Raw genomic sequence first — 17,816 nt, forward strand, 5'->3', positions numbered from 1 at the left:
AGCGACTCGGCTGCGGCGTCGCCCTACACGCGGACAACCGCCGCCGACGCCACACCACTGTCGGCGAACTCGCAGCGATCACCCGGTTCGGACATCACACCTGGGTCAGCTGTCGATACGGCTTGGACAAGGCGGCCCTGGATAAGATCCGCATTGTGGAATTCGTTTTCATTGAGAAGCGACCGGGGCCGGACGAAGACCGATACGGCTGGGAACCGTTTGCCGAGAGCGACGAATTCAGCCGCGACTGGTGGCGTCATCAGTTCGACCCCGAGGACCCCTATATTCTGCTCGAAGTTCGTCTCGGTGAGGTTGAAGTGGCACGCCTTGATCTTGAACCGGGAGTGGTGATCGACGAGGCCTACGCGACCCCTGAGCTCGGCACGACGACACTCGAGATCGGGTTTTTCGAGGTGGCGCAGTCGCAGAGGCGTCGAGGTTTCGGCACCGTAATCATGCTAGGACTTCATGTTCGGTATCCGGACCGTCGGCTGCTGGCATTCAGCCAGGAAGCCGATGAGTTCTGGGCATCATTAGGGTGGCGGCGATACGACCACCCAGACGGCCCCGACGCCCACCGCCCGCTGTTTATGCAACGGGCACCCTGATGGTGAAACGACGACTCCCGGCGCATCCGCGCCAATAGGGGCGGCGTCTCCGTCGGCCAACGATCTGTGACTTTCGGCCGTCGCTGGCACTGACTGGCAATCCCCTGAAACCGTAGAGACTTTGATCTTGAGGTTTTTAGATCTTGATGGTCTGGGAAGAGTGGCGGCGTAGCCGCCTCCTTCTCTGGATCTTCATGCCACCCGTTCGGCACGGACCCGGGCCTCGTAGACCGCCGGCGGGAGCCGGCCTGCGGTCGAGTGCCGTCTGTCGTGGTTGTACTCGTCGATGAACGCGGCGACCGCGGTGCGGGCCTGGGCCCGGGTGGCGTAGCGGCCGGCGTCGGCGAGCAGCTCGAACTCCAGGGTCGAGTTGAACGACTCGGCGACCGCGTTGTCCAGGCCAGAGCCGGTGCGGCCCATCGATTGGCGCACCTTGGCCCGAGCGCAGGCCGCCTTGAACAGGTTGCCGGTGTATTCCCCGCCCTGATCACTATGGAAGATCACCCCGGCCACGTCACCACCACGGACCGCGATCGCAACCTGCAACGCGGCCGTCGCGAGGGCGGCGTCGTGGTGGGCACCCATGGCGAACCCGACCGCCCGGCGTGAGTGCAGGTTCAGCACGGTGGCAAGGTAGAACTTGCCCTGCTCGCACGGGATCTCAGTGAGGTCACCGACCCACGCCGTGTTCGGCTCGCTCGGCGGGCTGAAGTTCCGGTTGAGCAGATCCGGCGCCTTACGCGCGGACTTGTCCGGCCGGGTGAGATTGCGGCGGCGACGCTTCGGCCGGGCGGCCAGGTGCTGCTCGGCCATGATCTTGGCGATCGTGTTCACGCTGACCCGCCAGCCCATCGCCCGCAGATCATCGGTGATCCGCGGGGACCCGTAACGGCCCTTGCGCCGGTTAAACAGCGTGACGACCAGGGTGGTCAGCGCCTGCCGGCGGGCCCGGCGCAGCGACGTGTCGCCGGGCAGCCACTTGTACAGCCAGGCCGGCGACACACCGAGTGCCCGGCACGAGACCGCGTACGGGATGCCGTGCTGTGCCCTCTGAACGGCGATGAACCCGGCCATGGCTACCGGCCCATCGAGTCCTCGACCCAGAGGGCCAGACTGCGCTTGAGTACGTCACACCGCATCCGCAGCTCGGCGTTCTCCCGACGTAGCCGGGCCAGCTCGGCCCGCTCGTCCTCACCCAGCCCGTCACCGGCGCCATTCTCCCGGCGCCGCCGGTCCATGTTCACCCAGTTCGCCAGGGTGCCGTCCTTGATCCCCAGGTCCCGGGCCACCTGCGCGATCGGCTTGCCGGTCTCCCGGACCAACCGCACCGCACCATCTCGGAAATCCTGATCAAACCTTCGTCGTGTCTCCGCCATCGCCGATCACCAATCCCTTAAGGCGATGTCTCCACGTTACGAGGGGAAGCCCAGACCAGCGGCAGTGAACTGCTGCGTTGCGCCGGGTTTCGGCGATAGTTGGCACCGATTTTCGGTTCTGGGTGGCACTGGTACGGCTTTTTCGGTGGTGTAGTCACCCGTGGGGAGCAGGTTGGGGTGACCGGTGGGTCGGCGTAGGTTTCGATGCTGGTGTGCCTGCCAGAGAGCGCAGCGTTGACCTGGACGTGGGCCCGGTGCCGTTGGCGCCGGGTAGTTGGTCGGATGCGTGCGGTTGGGCCGATCTGGCTGTGCTGCTGGGTGGACTTGATCAGGTCCGCGGGGAGTTGGACGTACGGTCTGATTGGTCTCGGCGGTGGACGGCTTCGTGGCGGTACGACGGCGGCGCGGTGTCGAGCCCGGTACGCGATCTTGGGGCGATGCCGTCGGCGGGTTGTGAGCCGGTACGCCGTTTCAGCTGGGCCTGTGACCAGCGACATCGGCCTGGCCTGCAGTTCTTGGTGAGCACGGGCCGGCATCACGGGTTCGAGTCGTTGGCGGAGGCTCGGCTGCTGCTGGCGTTGGATTTCGCCGGGACCTGGTGGACGTGCTGGCCCAGCGACCAATACACCGATCAAACGGTCACTGCCGTCGACGCGCGGTCGTGACCACCATGGGCAGGTGGGAGCCGAACTGCGATAGCCAGAGACGTCGACCGAAATGTGCTCGACGCATCCGGCGCGTTGCCGGAGCCGGCGCTCGGACTGACGACGTCCAAGGGCGGCGCGCATGCCCGGAATATGATGCGGCGTGACGTTTACACCCCGAGCCGCGTGGGCCGACACCCCAGAGCCGGTACGAACTGCGCTCGCCGAGGCCCTCGGCACAACGATCGTCGCTCACCAGGATCTGCACGGCGGCATGTCACCCGGGCCGGCAGCGGGCCTGCAACTGGCCGACGGGCGACAGGTCTTCGTCAAGGCCGTGTCCGCCGAGGTCCGGGCGCACAACCACAAGATGATTCTGCAGGAAGCCGGAATCCTGGACGCCCTGCCAAATTCGGTGCCGGCGCCTCGACGCCTCGCGACCGTCGAACATGGGTCCTGGGCCGCACTGGCTACCACCTGGGCGCCCGGCGCGACGAAGGCGTCATGGACCGATGCATCGATCGCGGCTGTCACCCAGGCATGCCGGGCAGCGAACGGGCACCGGGCGCCAGACATGCTCCCGCCAGTGTCCCAACGCATCTTCGACTTCGACGGCTGGACGCGCTTGCTCGAGATCGGCACGCGCGACGAATGGGAAGCGGCCTACGCGGAGCCGGCGGCCGAGATGGTGGCCGGGTGGGACCACTGGACGACAGGCGATGCATTGGTCCACCGCGACCTCCGTCTCGACAACACGACAGTCGACGAGCAAGGCACAACGGCGGTACTGCTCGACTGGGCATATGCGGCGGCCGGCGCCCCGTGGATCGATCTCGCGCAGATGGCGGCGGACGTGGTCGCCACCGGACACTCCCTCGGTCAGCAAGCGGCAACGGAACGCGCGTATCGGCTGTTGTGCTCGTTGCCCGCTGAGGCATCGCGCTTCGTCGTGGGCTTGGCCGGGATGTGGTGCATTCGCGCCGCGACGGTCCCGGACACCTTCAATCCGAGCATTTCCACCTGGCGCCGCGCAAGATCAGCTGCGCTGCGCCCGCTGGTGACCCGCCTGATCGCCGACTTTTCGACATCACGACGTCGTGATCTCCGCGGCTACTGATGCCACCACCGCCGGCAGTCACAGCGGTGCCAACTACCGCAGAAAAGTGCCAGCTAAGACCGAAAGTCACACGATCTTGATCACCAGAGACGCTGTCACCAGCGACAACGACTTCGAACGCTTGTGCCAATCATCAGGTTTCTGTGGGTCCGATTTAGGGCCTTAACGCACAAAAGGGCGGCGCGCAGTGGATGTCCCGATCGTTCGGCAGGTGTCTAAAGCCATGCTGAACAAGGGATCCACGTGCGCGCCGCTACGGTTATCAACCGTCTTCTGGGTTTCAAGGCAACGGTCGTCGAGGGCGTACGTTTCGAGGGGACCGTGATGGTCGTTTCGGTCCGGTTGACATCGTTGATGCTGGTCTGTCCGTGCGGTCGCACGAGCCGGGCGCGGTATGACCGGTCCCGGCGCAGGTGGCGCCACCTGAACTTCGGCCGTTCCGCGGTAGTGATCGAAGCCGAGATCCGCCGGGTCGACTGCCGTGGATGCGGACGGGTCCGTACCGAATGGACACCCTGGGCGCGGCCCGGGTCCCGGTTCACCCGCGACTTCGAGGACATGGCCTGCTGGCTGGTCAAACGCATGTCCAAGACCGGCGTGGCGAAGCTGCTGGGTACCACCTGGGCGAAGGTCGACGCCCTGGTACGCGCACTGGTCGATGTCCACCTCGACAGCGACCGGCTCAGCAAGCTCTACCGCATCGGCGTCGACGAGATCGCCTACCGCCGGGGCCGTAAGTTCCTGACCGTGGTCGCCGACCATGACACCGGCCGGGTGCTGTTCGTCGGCGAAGGCCGCACCCAGCACGTATTCGGAGACTTCTTGGCGTCGCTGGGCGAAGACGGCCGGGCCCGGATCGAGGCGGTCAGCATGGACATGACGCCGATCTACCGCAAGGCCGCTATCACCCACATCCCGCACGCCAAGGTCTGCCTCGACCCGTTCCACGTCATCAAATGGGCCGGCGAAGCCCTCGATCTGGCCTACCAAACCTGCCGCGAGCAGGGCGTAAAGATCAGCGTGGACACGATGACACCCACCCAGACCTGGCAGAAAGTCCGCGGCGCCCTGCGCCAGCCAGGCGAGAAACACGACCCGACCCGCGCCGCGATCATCGAGCAACTGCGCCGCAAGCATCCGCGGCTGCACCGCGCCTGGCTGCTGAAAGAGGAACTCCGCCGGCTCTACCAGGTACCGGCCGCCGACGCCGCCGAGCATCTGCGCCGCTGGACGAACAGGGCCCGGCGCAGCGGCATCAACGCCTTCGTCACCCTCGCCAAACGGCTGCGCCGCCACCGCGACGGCGTCCTCAACGCCATCGATCTGCAACTGTCGAACTCGCTGCTCGAAGCCATCAACGCCGGCATCCGCCTGATCCAACGCCGCGCCCACGGCTACGCCGACCTCGACAACCTCATCGAAATGATCCACTTCTGCCACGGCGGAGTACCTACTCAACTACCCACAGAAACCTGATGATTGGCACGCTTGTACGATCAGCTCCGTGGGAACCAGCCGGCCGGAACGCCAGACGCCCCTGGCGCGCACCGCGTACATCGCCGCGCTACGCCGGTTCGCTCACGCGCACACCGCCCTGCTCCTGCACGGTGTCCCCCTCGACCCGGGCACTCGGATCCGCGAGTGGACCAGAGCGGACGTCGCCGTGCTCCGCGAACTACACGAGTCACTGGGCCAGGTGCTCGAGACGCGACGCGCGTGGGACCGGCTGCGTCACGACCGCAGCCCGCAGCACTGAACCATCGACCCGGCGGGCAGGCCCAGAAGCACCAACGGCCGACAGGATCATGGCATCAACCGCCACAACTCGATACGCCCAGTACCGCCGCGAGCCGCGTCCCAGGCGCAGGTACAACTCTCCCGGCCACCCAGCCCGACCGACCACACTCACTTGGCCGGTTTCGGGTTCCTACACCGCGCCGGGCCGTCAGCGTCACCGATCGGCCGGCTCCGCAGCATCGGAAATCTGCCGGTACATGTCCGCGACCCTGGCCCCGCGCTGCCTACGCACCCGTTCCAGCACCAACGCCAGCACGGCAATCACGGCGCTGACCGCGGCCGCTGCTCCGACAACCGCGAGCAGCCGCAGCAGCCAATCAGCCCACACCGGCTGCTCCACCAACACCGCCGAGATGCCGCCCGAAGCCGCCAGCACGATCGACACGCCGCCGGTCCGCACCAGAACCCTCTCGACCCGGCGAAGGTCGTAGCCCGAGCCGGACGACATCCACCGCATGCCGGTACGGCAAAGCACCAGGGCGGCTACCGCGAGGGCTGTGGCCAGGACGAGCTGCCACGCGTATCCGCCGGGCGCAGCAGCACTGCCGAGCACCACCCACAACACCGCATCGATCAGCGCGATGCCAACTCCGAATATCGCGATCGTCCAGGCGAGCGCTGGCCGTCGTCGTCGCACGGCCGGCAGCAGCAGCGCGACTGCGGCCGCCTGTCCGGCCGCCGCCAGGCTGCCAGCGGCGCCGCTCCACCCCAATGCCTCAGTCGGCCATCCGCCGCGATACACGACCGCGGCCGTAACAGCGATGCGGATCAGGCCGTACCCGACCAGGATGGCCATCACCGGCAGCCAGTCCCCCAGCTCCGCGGACAGCCGCCAGTGCCTGAACCGCCCCATGATCCACCGCATGATCACCCCGCGACCCGTCGACTACCGGTCGCACCGAACGCTACTTGCCGCGTCCACACCGATCCAGCACCGTGGTCCCCCAACGGGCGAGCGCGGTCAGCGCCGGCACGACGGCAGCTTCGCGAACTACACGCGCGTAGTTCAGTCCGAGCGGGTGACCTTGGCTGCCAGGTCGGGTAGGCAAAGTGGGTGACCGAAGCCCTGCCCGATCTGATTCCGCCGATGTTGGCCGCCGCCGGTGCGCTGCCAGCTGGCGCGGGCTGGGCGTTCGAGTTCAAGTACGACGGCGTACGCGCCGTCTCATACCTGCACGACGGAGCGGTACGAGTGATGTCACGCAACCACAACGACATCACCACGAACTACCCCGAACTTGGCGACCTCGGCCGCCTGCTGTCCGGGCACACCGCGGTCGTGGACGGTGAGATCGTCGCCCTGGACCCCGGTGACCGGCCGTCGTTCGCGCAATTGGCGAACCGCATCCACGTCGCCCGGCCCACTGAGGCACTGCTGACCGCGGTGCCGGTCGTCTACTACGTGTTCGACCTGCCCCAGCTCGACGGCCGATCCATGCTCGACCTGCCCTACGAACAACGCCGCGACCTGCTCGCCGGCCTCACTCTCGACAGCCCCGCGGTGCGGACGCCGCCGCATCTCGTCGACAAGGACGGCCACGCCGTGCTGCGCGCCGCGGAACTCGGCGGGCTCGAAGGTGTCGTCGCGAAACGGCTCGGCTCCCCGTACCGGCCGGGGAAACGCTCGAGCGACTGGACCAAAGTGCCGCTCGTGCGTACCCAGGAAGTCCTCGTCATCGGCTGGAAGCCGGGCGAGGGGCGCCGGGCCGGCACCATCGGCTCCCTGCTGCTCGCCGTCTACGACCAGGCCGATCAGCTGACGTTCGCCGGACACGTCGGCACCGGCTTCACCGACGTCATGCTCCGCCAGCTCAGCGACCAGCTGAAACCGTTGCATCGCGCCACTCCCGCTGTCGCCGACGTGCCACAGGAGCACGCCCGGCACGCACACTGGGTCGAGCCCGTCCTGGTCGGTGAAGTCGCGTTCCGGAACTGGACCCCCGACGGGCGGCTGCGACACTCGGCGTGGCGTGGCCTCCGCACCGACCGGCCACCCCGAGCCGCGCGCCGCCACGACCACCCCGCCACTGCTCCACCTCCGCCGCGAACGGCACCGCAGCGACAAGAAACCGTGGAAGGAGCGTTCGAAACGGTGGACCGGCGATGGCGCGTCGAGGCCATCCGTCGGGGCCGCGACCACTTCTACCGGCTCATCAACGTGCCCGCCGACAACACCGCCGACGGTCTGGCGATCGCCACCGTCGAGCGGCTCCTCACCGAAGCGGGCGTCGACATGGCCGACCTGGTCCCCGCCGATGCCGCGCCGGCCCGCAGCGTAGGCGCCGCCTGACCGCCCACCCCCGAGCGAGGCCGGCCCAGACCGGCTCCGTCGCCGTCATCCCATGCGCGAGCCGATCATCGTGGCGGGCTGCATCCGCAGCTGATCCGGTATGCGCGGCGCGGCCTTGAACACGAAAGCACGCCGAGCGGCGGCGAAGCCGCTGCGGTCGTCGAAGATGTCGCGGCTCATTTCGGCCAGTTCGCGCAGCTCGTACACCGCGACCGGCATCGGCTGGGTGTTCTGCCGCGCCTGCTTCGCCTCGCACATCCGTTGTGCCGTGACGGGGTCGCTGTGGCGGTGCGCGAGTTCGGCGAGCCACCGCATCCATGCCTCCGGGTGACGCGGGCCGACCGCATCGACCAGACCCATCGATGCGGCCTGCTCGGCGGTGACCGGCAGCTTATCGGTGAGCAGCCGCTGTGCAGGCTCCACGCCGACGCGGCGCGGCAGTGTCCAGGTGTGCAATTCGGAGCCGTACAGGCCGATGTCGTAGTACGGGTTGAGCACGATCCCGGCCCGGGCGGCCACCACGTCTGCGCCCAGTCCGAGCATCACCCCGCCGGCGCCGGCGTTACCCGCGAACGCCGTGATCACCGGCTGGCTCGTGCATTCGATGATCTGCCGGCAGACGGTGTTGATTGCTTGGATGTTGTCCCACGCTTCCGCGGCGGGGTCGGCGGCAGCCTCGATGCTGTTCAGGTCAATGCCGTTGGAGAACATCTCGGTGCTGCTGGTCAGCACCAGGGCACGGGTGTCCTGGGTCGCGGCGTGCCGCACCGCTGAGGCGAGCCGCCGGCACTGCTCGGTGGACATCGCCCCGTTGTAGAAGTTGATCGTCAGCCAGCCGATCGCCCCCGCAGGCCGGTAGGTGATCTCCCGTAGCCCGTCTGGCAGGCCGTGCCCGCGGGCGAGCGGGGCGGCACTGATCAGCGGCGGCGCCATTCGCCGACGCTGCTGCCGGGGCTGGCGCGGCAACACGCTGGTGGCAGGCAGCTTGATGCCCAACCTTGAGCCGGCGTCGGCGCGGCGCAGCCGCCCCAGCCACACGCTGCCGTCGCCGGTGGCGACCTGAACTGCGCCCATTCGGCGGGCCAGCAGCCGGCCCGGTGTGGCCGGGAACTGCTGGCCCGGGTGCGCGTCGAAGGCGTGCACCGTGAGCCCGGCGATCTCGGTTCGGACCCCGGGCGTCCCGTCAGCGGCCCGGATCATCCGGGCGATCTCCGCACTGGTCTGGCTCCAGTCGAAGGCCCGGTCTGCCTGCCTGATAGCGGGCCGCGGGCGGGCGCCCGGTATCTGCACCGGGTACCGGTGCTGCTCCACCGGCACGAACTGCGGATCTGCGCCTTTGACGATCACCTCCATCACGCACTGCAGCGCGGCGTCGGCGACCGGCCCGTTGTAGAGCGCTGACTTGGGCACCGGCGGATGCGGCATCGGGAACGTGCGGGTCGCCCAGATCGGGCCGGCGTCCAGTTCGTCGACCGCTTGCAGGGCGGTCACGCCCCACTCGGTAGCGCCTTCGCCGATCGCCCAGTCCAGCGATGACGGGCCGCGGTCGCCGACCGGCCCTGGGTGAATGATCACGGTGCGGTAGTTCTCCGACACTGCGCGGGGTACCCGATGCTTGAGGAACGGGCAGATGATCAGCTCGGGCGCCGCCGCCCGGACCCCGTCGATGGTCTCCTGCTGGCCAGCCGCGAGCAGGACGCCGACCTCATGACCTGCGGCCCGCAGCTCACACCAGACCCGCTGGCTCAACCCGTTGAAAGCGCTGACTAGTAGCAGGACACGCATGACCACTCCTCACCCTGCGGAGACGGTTCCTCGGTGGCGACCCGTGCAGTGCGGCGACATCGATGCCCGGCGGCGAACAGCATCTTGACGGTTCACCGTTTCGACGGCCGCGTTCTCAGGCGCAGTATTTGAGTTTGGGCAGCTGTCCCTGACCGTTGATGCGCAGGCTCACGGCCCGCCGGTTCGCGTAGGTTTCGAGGGTGGCGCAGGCCTTTTCGCTGGGCGCGTAGAAGATCCGCGAGTTGTAGTCTCCTGCCTTGAAATACCGCAGGCCGCGCACCTTCAGGTTGTATTGATGGCGTGACTCCGCACCCCGCACCCACGGACGGTTCTTGTACTGCATCTGCCACGACTTGTAGTGGGGTTCGTTGGAGGTGAAGCCGAGGTTACGGGTGAAGTGCAGCCGCACCCACTGGTAGCCAGCGCAGGCACCGGTGCGGCTGGCCCGCCACTCCACCCAGCCGTAGTCGGCGCCGTTACCGGCGATGAGCCGGGCTGTCTTGCCGATCCGGAAGTTCGACTGACAGCCGGCGACCTGACTCGCCCATTTGCCGTGATGTTTCGACACGCTCGCCGACGCCGGGCTCGCGACCACGAGCACCGCCAGGACGACCAGGACCGCCGCGAATAGGCCCCGCGCCGGAATTGAACGCCGCGCAGGTGTTGATTCTCGGACCATGGAAATTCCCTTCCTGAAAGGATGCAGGTGGGGAGAACCGGTCTGCTCATTCCCTTGGATCAACCGTGACGGCATCCGACCGGAGTGGATGACGGGAATGCGCGGACGTTGTCGTTCTCCCGCGCATTCGACTGTGCCGGATCAGTTCGGTGGGCAATAGTTGTCTTCGGTTGTCTTCCATTGGCTGATGTTGTCTTCGGTTGTCCCGTTACCGGCCGCGAATGCCCCAGGAATACCGTGCTCTTTCCGACGGTGGCCGGATCCGGTTCCGGGCCGTGATCGCGGCGGCGCGGCGGTGCTGGCCTGGGCACGTTGGCTCGGCCCGGCACCGGCCGCAAGGCAGGGCGAAAACATCTTGGCCTTCGGCCAGAGATCTCCTCGCCCTCTGCCTTGCCGTCCGGCCGGCCGGGCCGGCCACGGGCACCGGGGCCAGCACGCGCTCGCCCGCCGGTCGTCTCGGACCCGGCTCGAGGTGGGTGCGTCTCGTCAGCTGCCGCCGCGGTGGTGGCTTTGTGTTCGTGGAGGACGTGCCTCATGGCTCAGACGACTCTGACCGTTGCACCGAACCGTCACATCGGACTGCCCCATCTGATGCAGATCTTGAACGACCGGAACACCCGCGCGATCGACGTGATCGCCGGCACCGGCACACTGAGCTGCCAGGACGGGATGCTGCTCCTCAACGGCACGGAGCCGGATCTCGGCGACGACGGCGTCACCCTGACGACGGGTGCCTACACCCTCAGCGACATCGCGCTCGCCGGGGTCGGTGAGAAGCTCAACATCCCTCTGCCTTATCTGCGGCGGATGGCTGAGGACAACGTGCCGGCGCTCGATTACAACGTCAACACCTGGATGGAGCGAGACCACCGGCGCTTTCTCGTGCGTTGCCTACGGCACACCGCCGGCGGCAACGACGGCGGTGTCGCTCGGGCGTTCCTGTCCGACAGTTTCCTGCGCCTGGACAACCTCGACGTGCTGCTCGCCGTCCTGAACGGCATTCGCGACACCGGCGTATCCGTCGAGGTGGACTCCTGCGACCTCACCGAACGGCGCATGTATGTCCGGTTCATCTCTCCCGAGATCGAGGTCCTGGCCCCGGACTTGCTGCGCAACTACCGCTCGCCGTTCGACGGCCGCCTCGGCAGTGACCTGCCCGTCATCAATGGTGGTTTCATTCTCACCAACTCCGAGACGGGCTTCGGGAAGTACAGCCTCGCCCCGTTCATCCGGGTCAAGGTCTGCATGAACGGCCAGACCATCGACAAGCCGCTGCTCAGCCGCACCCACAAAGGCGCCAAGATCACCGACGGTGACGGGATCATCGATCCATCTCCCGCGACGCTGCGCAAGCTGCTCGAACTGATCACCGAGCAGACCAAGGACGCCGTCCGCGCTTACCTGGACGTCGACTTCGTCACCCGAGCCGTGCGTGAGATGGAGCAGGCTGCCGGCATCGTGGTCGCCCGCCCCGACGAGACGATCAAGATCGTGGGCAAGGAACTCAAGTACACCGAGGACCAGCAGAAGGAGATCCTGGCGCACTTCATCACCGGCGCCGATCTGAGCGCCGGCGGGATCATGCAGGCGGTCACCTCCTTCGGGCGCAGCGTTGCTGACGCCGATGTCGCCTACCGGATGGAGACCACCGCCGGCCAGGCGCTGCACCTCGCGGCCAAGGCTGCCATGGCCTGACGCCGCCGATCGGGGTGCCGAGCAAGCTCGCCGGCACCCGGCTTTCATCCACTTTCTGGATCCCGCGGTCGCTCCCGGCCGCGGGATCCGCGTGTCTTCGTGTGGAGGCGTTACTCATGCACTGGTTCTCCGCCGCGGTGCTATGCCTCACCGGCCTGCTGCTCGGCGCCGTCGCCGGACGTCTCGCCGCAGCACCGCTCATCCGGCGACTACGCGCCCAAGTCAACACGCTGACCCAGCGGGTTCTGCACGACCCGCTGTCCGGGCTCCTGAACCGCTCCGGTCTCGAGGACGCCTACACCCGCGCGGCCATGCAAGGCCGACAGGTGATCCTGGTCGATATCGATAACTTCAAGCTGGCCAACGACCGGCACGGGCATCCCGTCGGCGATAAAATCCTGTCCGCGCTCGGCCACCGCCTGGCCGAGCTGGCGTCGCGCTACGGCGGGTGGGCTGGTCGGCTTGGCGGTGACGAGTTCGCCGTCATCCTGCCCACGGCCACCAGCGCGACCGCCGAGGCGGTCGCCGTCGCAGCGACCGCTGACCTGGCGATCGCTGATCTGCCGTCCGGCCCGCTGACGGTGTCCGGCAGCGCCGGACTGGTCTCCGTACCGGCCGGCTATCCGTGGGAGAGCGCATTGACCAGCGCTGACATCGCGCTCTACCACAGCAAACACGCTGGCGGACCGGTCGTCTTCGAGGCGGGGATGACCTACCCGCGAACCCCGGCTGACCGTCGCAGGGCCCGCGACAACAGCGAGACGTAGACCGCCGGTCCAGAGATCGCAACTGCTCTGCCGTCCCAATCCTGCAAGAACGCGGCCCCTTCCGGCGCCGCCTCGGCATCGGACGAGTGCCGTCGGCCTGCGCCAATCACACAAGGCGGACGCAGCCAGAACACGCTGCCGCTGACCCTCGGCCCGCGCCGAGCACCGCCGGCTCGGCATCAGGCCGCCCGCGACTCAGGTACTGCCACAGCCATGAACGCACCACGATCCCACCCCTGCTCACTCCACACGAAGGTCGATATGACTCAGCACGTCATGCAAATGAACCAGGCCGATAGCGAGGCGGACCGGCTCGCCCGGGTCGCGCTGACCCGGCTCGCTGACCCCGGCACCAACATCATCTGGTCGATGGTTCAGCAGACCGGTCCGACCGCAACCCTGGACCGCCTGCTTGCCGGTGACATCGACGACGCCGACCTGCGCGCTGCGATCACAGCCCGCACCCGCGTGGTCGACGTCCGGCGAGCCGCCGAGATCGCGATGCGGCGCGCGGACCGTTCGGGCATACGGCTGGTCACACCGTCTGACAGCGAATGGCCCGCACCGCTCGACGACCTGGCAACCGTGACAGCAGACGCAGCTCGCCACAGATACAGCAACGCCATGCCGCCGCTGTGTTTGTGGGTGCGGGGCGACTGGCCGTTAAGCGACGCGTCAGCCCACTCCGTGGCTATTGTCGGCGCACGGGCCACCACCGAGTACGGCCTTCACATCAGCGGCCGCTTCGCGTCCGGTCTGGCCGAACGTGGATGGACGGTTGCCTCAGGGGGCGCCTTCGGCGTCGATGCAGCCGCGCACAGAGGCGCGCTGACCGCCCCGGGCCGACGGACCGTCGCGGTGCTCGCCTGCGGGCTGCACCGGCCCTATCCCGCTGGCAACGCCGCCTTGTTTGATCTGATTGCCGACCGTGGCCTACTGGTCAGTGAATGGCCGGCAGGTGCCGAGCCGCTGCGGCATCGGTTTCTGCTGAGGAACAGAATCGTCGCCGCAATGACCGCAGGAACTGTCGTGTTGGAAGCCGCGCCCCGTAGCGGCACCAGGCAGATGCTGAATCGCGCTCTCGATCTGAACCGGCCGGCGATGATCGTTCCCGGCCCGGTCACTTCGGTGTTGTCGCAGGGATGTCACGAACTGCTGCGCCGCCATCCGGCCACCCAGGTAGTCACGTCGGTCGACGACGTCCTCGAGGAGATCGGCCAGCACGTCATCTGGCTCGCCCGCGAGTACCCCGCAGCTGATGGGCGCCAGACTTAAGGAGTCGCCCTGGCCGGCTCGTGGACGTCACATCTCAAGCGTGCTGCTCAGTTGAGACATCTCAAGCGTGCTGCTCAGTTGAGGTTGGCGAGGGGCGCGCCGCCTGGCGCGGGTTGCAGCGTCCAGTGGTGCGATGGCTGCCGGCTGCTTCGGCCGGGATCGGTGAACTACTTCTCAGGGGTTACTCAGTCGTGGCGTGCGTCGCGACCGCCTCGGTGGACGGTGGCCGTCACTGCCCGCAAGCGCTTATACCGGCCCCGTCCCGGGCCGGCCAGGACACCGCACCCCTGGAGCGGCCACGCCACTGTTGCGCTGGACTGCGATGCGGCTGCTGGTGGCCGCCCGGGGCTTGGTCCTGGCCTGCCCTTGGGCCGTCAGGGCAGGTCCGCGCCCGGGGTCAGTGCGGCCCCGCGCCCGGCCCGGACCGGTGTATCGCGATCGGAGGCCTCTCCCGATCGCGATACACACCGGGCAGTCTGCGCATCAGGGCCGCAGCCCGCTGTGATGCCTGGAGTGATCACATGCTCGAACCTGCGCCATCTGTCGCCCGCGGCCCCGCCGATCTACTCGCCGCAATGCCGTACGTGGTCGGAGCCCACCTCGACCAGTGCGTGATCGTGGTGTTCGTCAACCCTGATGACCGGCTCACCGACGTTGTGGCCTTCGACCGGGAAACGCCGCTGTCGGTCAAGGTCGAACAGTCCATCGCCATGGCCTCCACGACCGCTACTGGCGCGGCGTACGTCGTCGGATACGGGCCGCTGTCGGACCGCGACCAGCTCATCGAGCTCGCCGACAAGCTGCACACGGCGGTGCCGGTCGGTCACTGCCTGCTGGTCTGCGGTGACCGCTACTACTGCCTCGTCGCCGATTGCCCGTGCACGCCAGCCGGTGGGGCTGTCCTCGACCCTGACAGCAGTGTCCTTCCCGCGGAGATGGCCTTCCGCGGCCTGGTTGCGCTGCCGTCAGGGCAGGCGGTCGACGACTTCATCGCCGTCGACACCGACGCGCGAGAGCGCATCACCGCGTCGCTCGCGGCTCTGCCAGAGCTGCTGCCGGATCCTGTCGACGTCGTGCACAACAGCATGGCGATCGCACGATCCGGCGACCGGCTCACCGACGAGCAGGCCGCGCACCTGGCGGTGGCGCTCACCATCACCGGCGGCCTTGTCGCGGCGTGGCGAGCGACCACAGATCAGCAGTGGCAGCACGACCTGTGGCGAGATCTGACCCGCCGGGTCCCCGACGCGTACGTGACGACGCCGGCGAACCTAGTCGCCTGGACCGCCTGGCGCCGCCGTGAATCTCTGCTCGCCTGGACCGCACTGACCCGGGCGGCGACCATGGCGCCGGACAACTCCCTGTCCGTGCTGATCGCCACCTTCCTGACCACGCCGCTCAAACCGGAGAAGCTGCCCTGGCCGCCGCCAGAGGACTTCCCCGTCGAGCGGCTCCTCGGCTAACCGCACGAAGCGGGCCGGTGTCTCCGCATACCGGGACACCGGCCACCGCCGCGCCGTCTTCGTGCCGACCGATCCCCTTTTTGCCTCCGCAGAGCCGCGCCGTCTACCTGCTGGGAGCGGTCAGATCCCGCGCTGCTCCTCCCTCGAGTTCAGCAAGGAGAACACTGTGGACGATTCCACGGCCACCGGGGTTCCCATCGACCACCTCGACACCAGTGGCACCGCAGACCTGTCAGCCGTGACCACCCTGACCTATCCCATTTCTCCGGACTATGTGAGTTCGTGGACCGAGGTCCGCGCGTTGTCCGAGCTGATCGCCAATGCGCTCGACGAGGATCCGGACGCGCGGGTCAGCTGGGCTGACGGCGTCATGATCATCGCCGACGACGGGCCCGGTATCCCCGAGGAAGGGCTCGTGCTCGGCCACTCGACAAAGGCCACCGATCAGATCGGCCAGTTCGGCGAGGGCAAGAAGCTGGCGGCGCTCGTCTTGGCCCGCAGCCCGCAGATCGGGCAGGTGCGGTGCGAGACAGTCGGCTATGGCTTCACACCGAGTGTGCAACGGCGCCGGCTGCTCGGCGGCCTGGTCCCGTCGCTGTCGCAGCAGGGCGCGGAGCTGCTGGTCTACCACCTGTACCGCACCGGCCGGGTCAAGGGCACCGTCTTCACCGTCGAATGTTCACGTGAGCTCGCCGAAGAAGCCCGCAGCCGGTTCCGGGCCATAACCGAACCCGGCTACCGTCCCCCGGCCGCGCCGGGGCAATGCGTGCTCGACGGCGAACCGGGCCGAATCTGGATCGGCGGGGTCCTGGTCAATGTTCAGCCGGATTTGCTGGCCTCCTACGACCTGCCCCTGGACGCCAAGGGCATGCAGAACCGCGACCGGACCGTCGTCGACGCAGGAGCTTTGCGCACCGCCGTACGGGCCATGCTCGCCACCAGCCAGGACGAGCAGATCATCGCCCGTTTCGCGCAGCACGTGCTGGGCGGTGGGAAGCTGGCCGAGCCGGAGCAGTTCTTCAGCGACGTTTACGAGCCGTACGCCCGCGCCGCCTGGCGCTGGTGGTCCCGCACCCATCTACCCGATCTGGCGTACTACACCACCACCGGCAACGAGCAAGCGGCGCTGGACCTGATCGACAACGGTTACACCGAGATCACCGCCGATGGCCTGCCCAGCTACCTGCAGCGGTCCCTGATGGACCTGCTCGGTGTCGAGGTCGCCCAGACACGGCAGACCCGCCACTACGAGCGCGCCCGCAACAAGACCACCTGGGTTCCCGACAAGGCGCTCACCTCCGCCGAACGTGAGGTGCTCACCTCCTGCCGCGACCTGGTGCGCCGTGCGATCGGCCCGTTCGCGCTGGACCGGGTCCGCGTCTACTCGGCCAGCGAGGAAAGCCCGTGTGCGGACGGCTTCTACACGCCCAGCACCGGGGACACAGCCATCCACCGCGCCGTCCTTGCCGACCGGCACCGCTCCCTGCTGGTGCTGATTCACGAAGCCGCGCATCGCGTAGCCCACCGTGGCGGCGGACGCTGGCTGCCGATCCCCGACTATCGGGATCGCAGCCGCGGTTTTGAGCGTGTTCTCAGCGATTTCGCGGCGGTGCTGCTCGGCTACCTCGCCGTCGACACACCGCTACTGGCCGTCGTCGACCTGCCGGCGCCGACCGGACGACAGCGCCGTCTGGCACCGGCCAACGACCCCGCGGTGCCCGCCGTCCGCCGGGAGCTGGCCCACCTGCTTCATGACCGGCTGCCCGAGGCCATCGCCGACGGCGGCTTCCGCGACGCCAAGGACCTGGTCGCCTCCACCGCAGTCCACCCGGACTACTGGCGCACCCTCACCCAACCGAAGGTTGCCGGACACCGGCAGCAGCGGGGCGGCAGGGCCTGGGACTACGACAAGAACGCCCTGCTCGCCGCCGCGGCCGGGGTGCACCCACCGGTCGTCTGGCTCGGCTACCACCTGTGCGAAGGGCCCCTGCACGGCCGTCCCCGCGCGAGATGGGGACAGCCCGGCCGATGGACCAAGAAGATGCGCGACGCCATCGACCGGGCCTGCACCGACCTGGAAACCCTCGGCGCCCCCTACGCCCAGCACATTCCGGCCCTGCATGCTCTGGCCGAAGGCCAGACACCGGCGGCGATGGACGACGACAGCTGGCATGCCCCTGCTCGCGCGCTGATCGCACTGGAACGTCGCCGACTCGGCCTCAGCCTCGACACCCGTGAGGATTCCGGCTCCCGCACGCCCGGACCGGTCACTGCCGGCGCCGTCGACAACGAGCGCAATCCCACCCCTGACTGTCCCTGA

The 17,816-nt window shown here is 68.0% G+C and carries 15 protein-coding genes; 10 read left to right on the top strand and 5 right to left on the bottom strand.

Annotated features, from left to right (window positions below):
• The first annotated feature begins 122 nt into the window (after positions 1-122).
• Complete coding sequence (locus ACFQV6_RS15955; RefSeq protein WP_378028255.1) at positions 123-608, top strand: hypothetical protein; 486 nt, start codon at positions 123-125, stop codon at positions 606-608.
• Between the two features lie 192 nt (positions 609-800).
• Here the strand turns inward: ACFQV6_RS15955 and ACFQV6_RS15960 are convergent, their stop codons facing one another.
• Together ACFQV6_RS15960 and ACFQV6_RS15965 are read right to left on the bottom strand one after the other, a co-directional pair.
• Positions 801-1,682, bottom strand: a complete 882-nt coding sequence (locus ACFQV6_RS15960) for an IS3 family transposase (protein ID WP_378028256.1) — start codon at positions 1,680-1,682, stop codon at positions 801-803.
• A gap of 2 nt (positions 1,683-1,684) precedes the next feature.
• Entirely contained in the window at positions 1,685-1,984 is a 300-nt protein-coding gene (locus ACFQV6_RS15965; protein WP_378028257.1) for a transposase, read from the bottom strand.
• A gap of 807 nt (positions 1,985-2,791) precedes the next feature.
• Between ACFQV6_RS15965 and ACFQV6_RS15970 the strand changes: the two genes are divergently transcribed.
• The 3 genes from ACFQV6_RS15970 to ACFQV6_RS15980 all read left to right on the top strand — a co-directional run bounded on the left by ACFQV6_RS15970 (position 2,792) and on the right by ACFQV6_RS15980 (position 5,501).
• Positions 2,792-3,745 (top strand): phosphotransferase, encoded by a 954-nt coding sequence (locus tag ACFQV6_RS15970; RefSeq protein ID WP_378028258.1) that lies wholly within the window; start codon positions 2,792-2,794, stop codon positions 3,743-3,745.
• A gap of 324 nt (positions 3,746-4,069) precedes the next feature.
• Positions 4,070-5,221, top strand: a complete 1,152-nt coding sequence (locus ACFQV6_RS15975) for an ISL3 family transposase (protein WP_378028305.1) — start codon at positions 4,070-4,072, stop codon at positions 5,219-5,221.
• A gap of 28 nt (positions 5,222-5,249) precedes the next feature.
• Complete coding sequence (locus tag ACFQV6_RS15980) at positions 5,250-5,501, top strand: hypothetical protein (RefSeq protein ID WP_378028259.1); 252 nt, start codon at positions 5,250-5,252, stop codon at positions 5,499-5,501.
• A gap of 195 nt (positions 5,502-5,696) precedes the next feature.
• On the opposite strand, the gene ACFQV6_RS15985 is transcribed toward ACFQV6_RS15980, so the two are convergent.
• Positions 5,697-6,407 (bottom strand): hypothetical protein, encoded by a 711-nt coding sequence (locus ACFQV6_RS15985; protein WP_378028260.1) that lies wholly within the window; start codon positions 6,405-6,407, stop codon positions 5,697-5,699.
• Between the two features lie 189 nt (positions 6,408-6,596).
• Between ACFQV6_RS15985 and ligD the strand changes: the two genes are divergently transcribed.
• Positions 6,597-7,832, top strand: a complete 1,236-nt coding sequence (ligD, locus tag ACFQV6_RS15990) for a non-homologous end-joining DNA ligase (RefSeq protein ID WP_378028261.1) — start codon at positions 6,597-6,599, stop codon at positions 7,830-7,832.
• A 45-nt stretch (positions 7,833-7,877) separates the two neighbouring features.
• Here ligD and ACFQV6_RS15995 read toward each other — a convergent pair whose 3' ends face one another.
• Together ACFQV6_RS15995 and ACFQV6_RS16000 are read right to left on the bottom strand one after the other, a co-directional pair.
• Positions 7,878-9,617 carry a hydrogenase maturation protein gene (locus ACFQV6_RS15995; protein WP_378028262.1) on the bottom strand — a complete coding sequence of 580 codons (1,740 nt, stop codon included), beginning with the start codon at positions 9,615-9,617 and terminating at the stop codon, positions 7,878-7,880.
• 115 nt (positions 9,618-9,732) lie between these two features.
• Positions 9,733-10,296: a hypothetical protein gene (locus tag ACFQV6_RS16000; protein ID WP_378028263.1), complete on the bottom strand. Its 564-nt coding sequence runs from the start codon at positions 10,294-10,296 to the stop codon at positions 9,733-9,735.
• A gap of 534 nt (positions 10,297-10,830) precedes the next feature.
• On the opposite strand from ACFQV6_RS16000, the gene ACFQV6_RS16005 reads away from it, so the two are divergent.
• From ACFQV6_RS16005 to ACFQV6_RS16025, 5 genes are all read left to right on the top strand, one after another.
• Positions 10,831-11,991 (top strand): DUF932 domain-containing protein, encoded by a 1,161-nt coding sequence (locus ACFQV6_RS16005; protein ID WP_378028264.1) that lies wholly within the window; start codon positions 10,831-10,833, stop codon positions 11,989-11,991.
• Positions 11,992-12,107: 116 nt separating this feature from the next.
• Complete coding sequence (locus ACFQV6_RS16010) at positions 12,108-12,758, top strand: GGDEF domain-containing protein (RefSeq protein ID WP_378028265.1); 651 nt, start codon at positions 12,108-12,110, stop codon at positions 12,756-12,758.
• Positions 12,759-13,019: 261 nt separating this feature from the next.
• Complete coding sequence (locus ACFQV6_RS16015) at positions 13,020-14,033, top strand: DNA-processing protein DprA (protein WP_378028266.1); 1,014 nt, start codon at positions 13,020-13,022, stop codon at positions 14,031-14,033.
• A gap of 521 nt (positions 14,034-14,554) precedes the next feature.
• Complete coding sequence (locus ACFQV6_RS16020; RefSeq protein ID WP_378028267.1) at positions 14,555-15,496, top strand: DUF4192 domain-containing protein; 942 nt, start codon at positions 14,555-14,557, stop codon at positions 15,494-15,496.
• 166 nt (positions 15,497-15,662) lie between these two features.
• Positions 15,663-17,816, top strand: coding sequence for an ATP-binding protein (locus ACFQV6_RS16025; protein ID WP_378028268.1), 2,154 nt, complete (start codon positions 15,663-15,665; stop codon positions 17,814-17,816).

Origin of the sequence: Actinoplanes sp. GCM10030250 (assembly GCF_042666575.1) — a bacterium.
Taxonomy (GTDB): domain Bacteria; phylum Actinomycetota; class Actinomycetes; order Mycobacteriales; family Micromonosporaceae; genus Actinoplanes.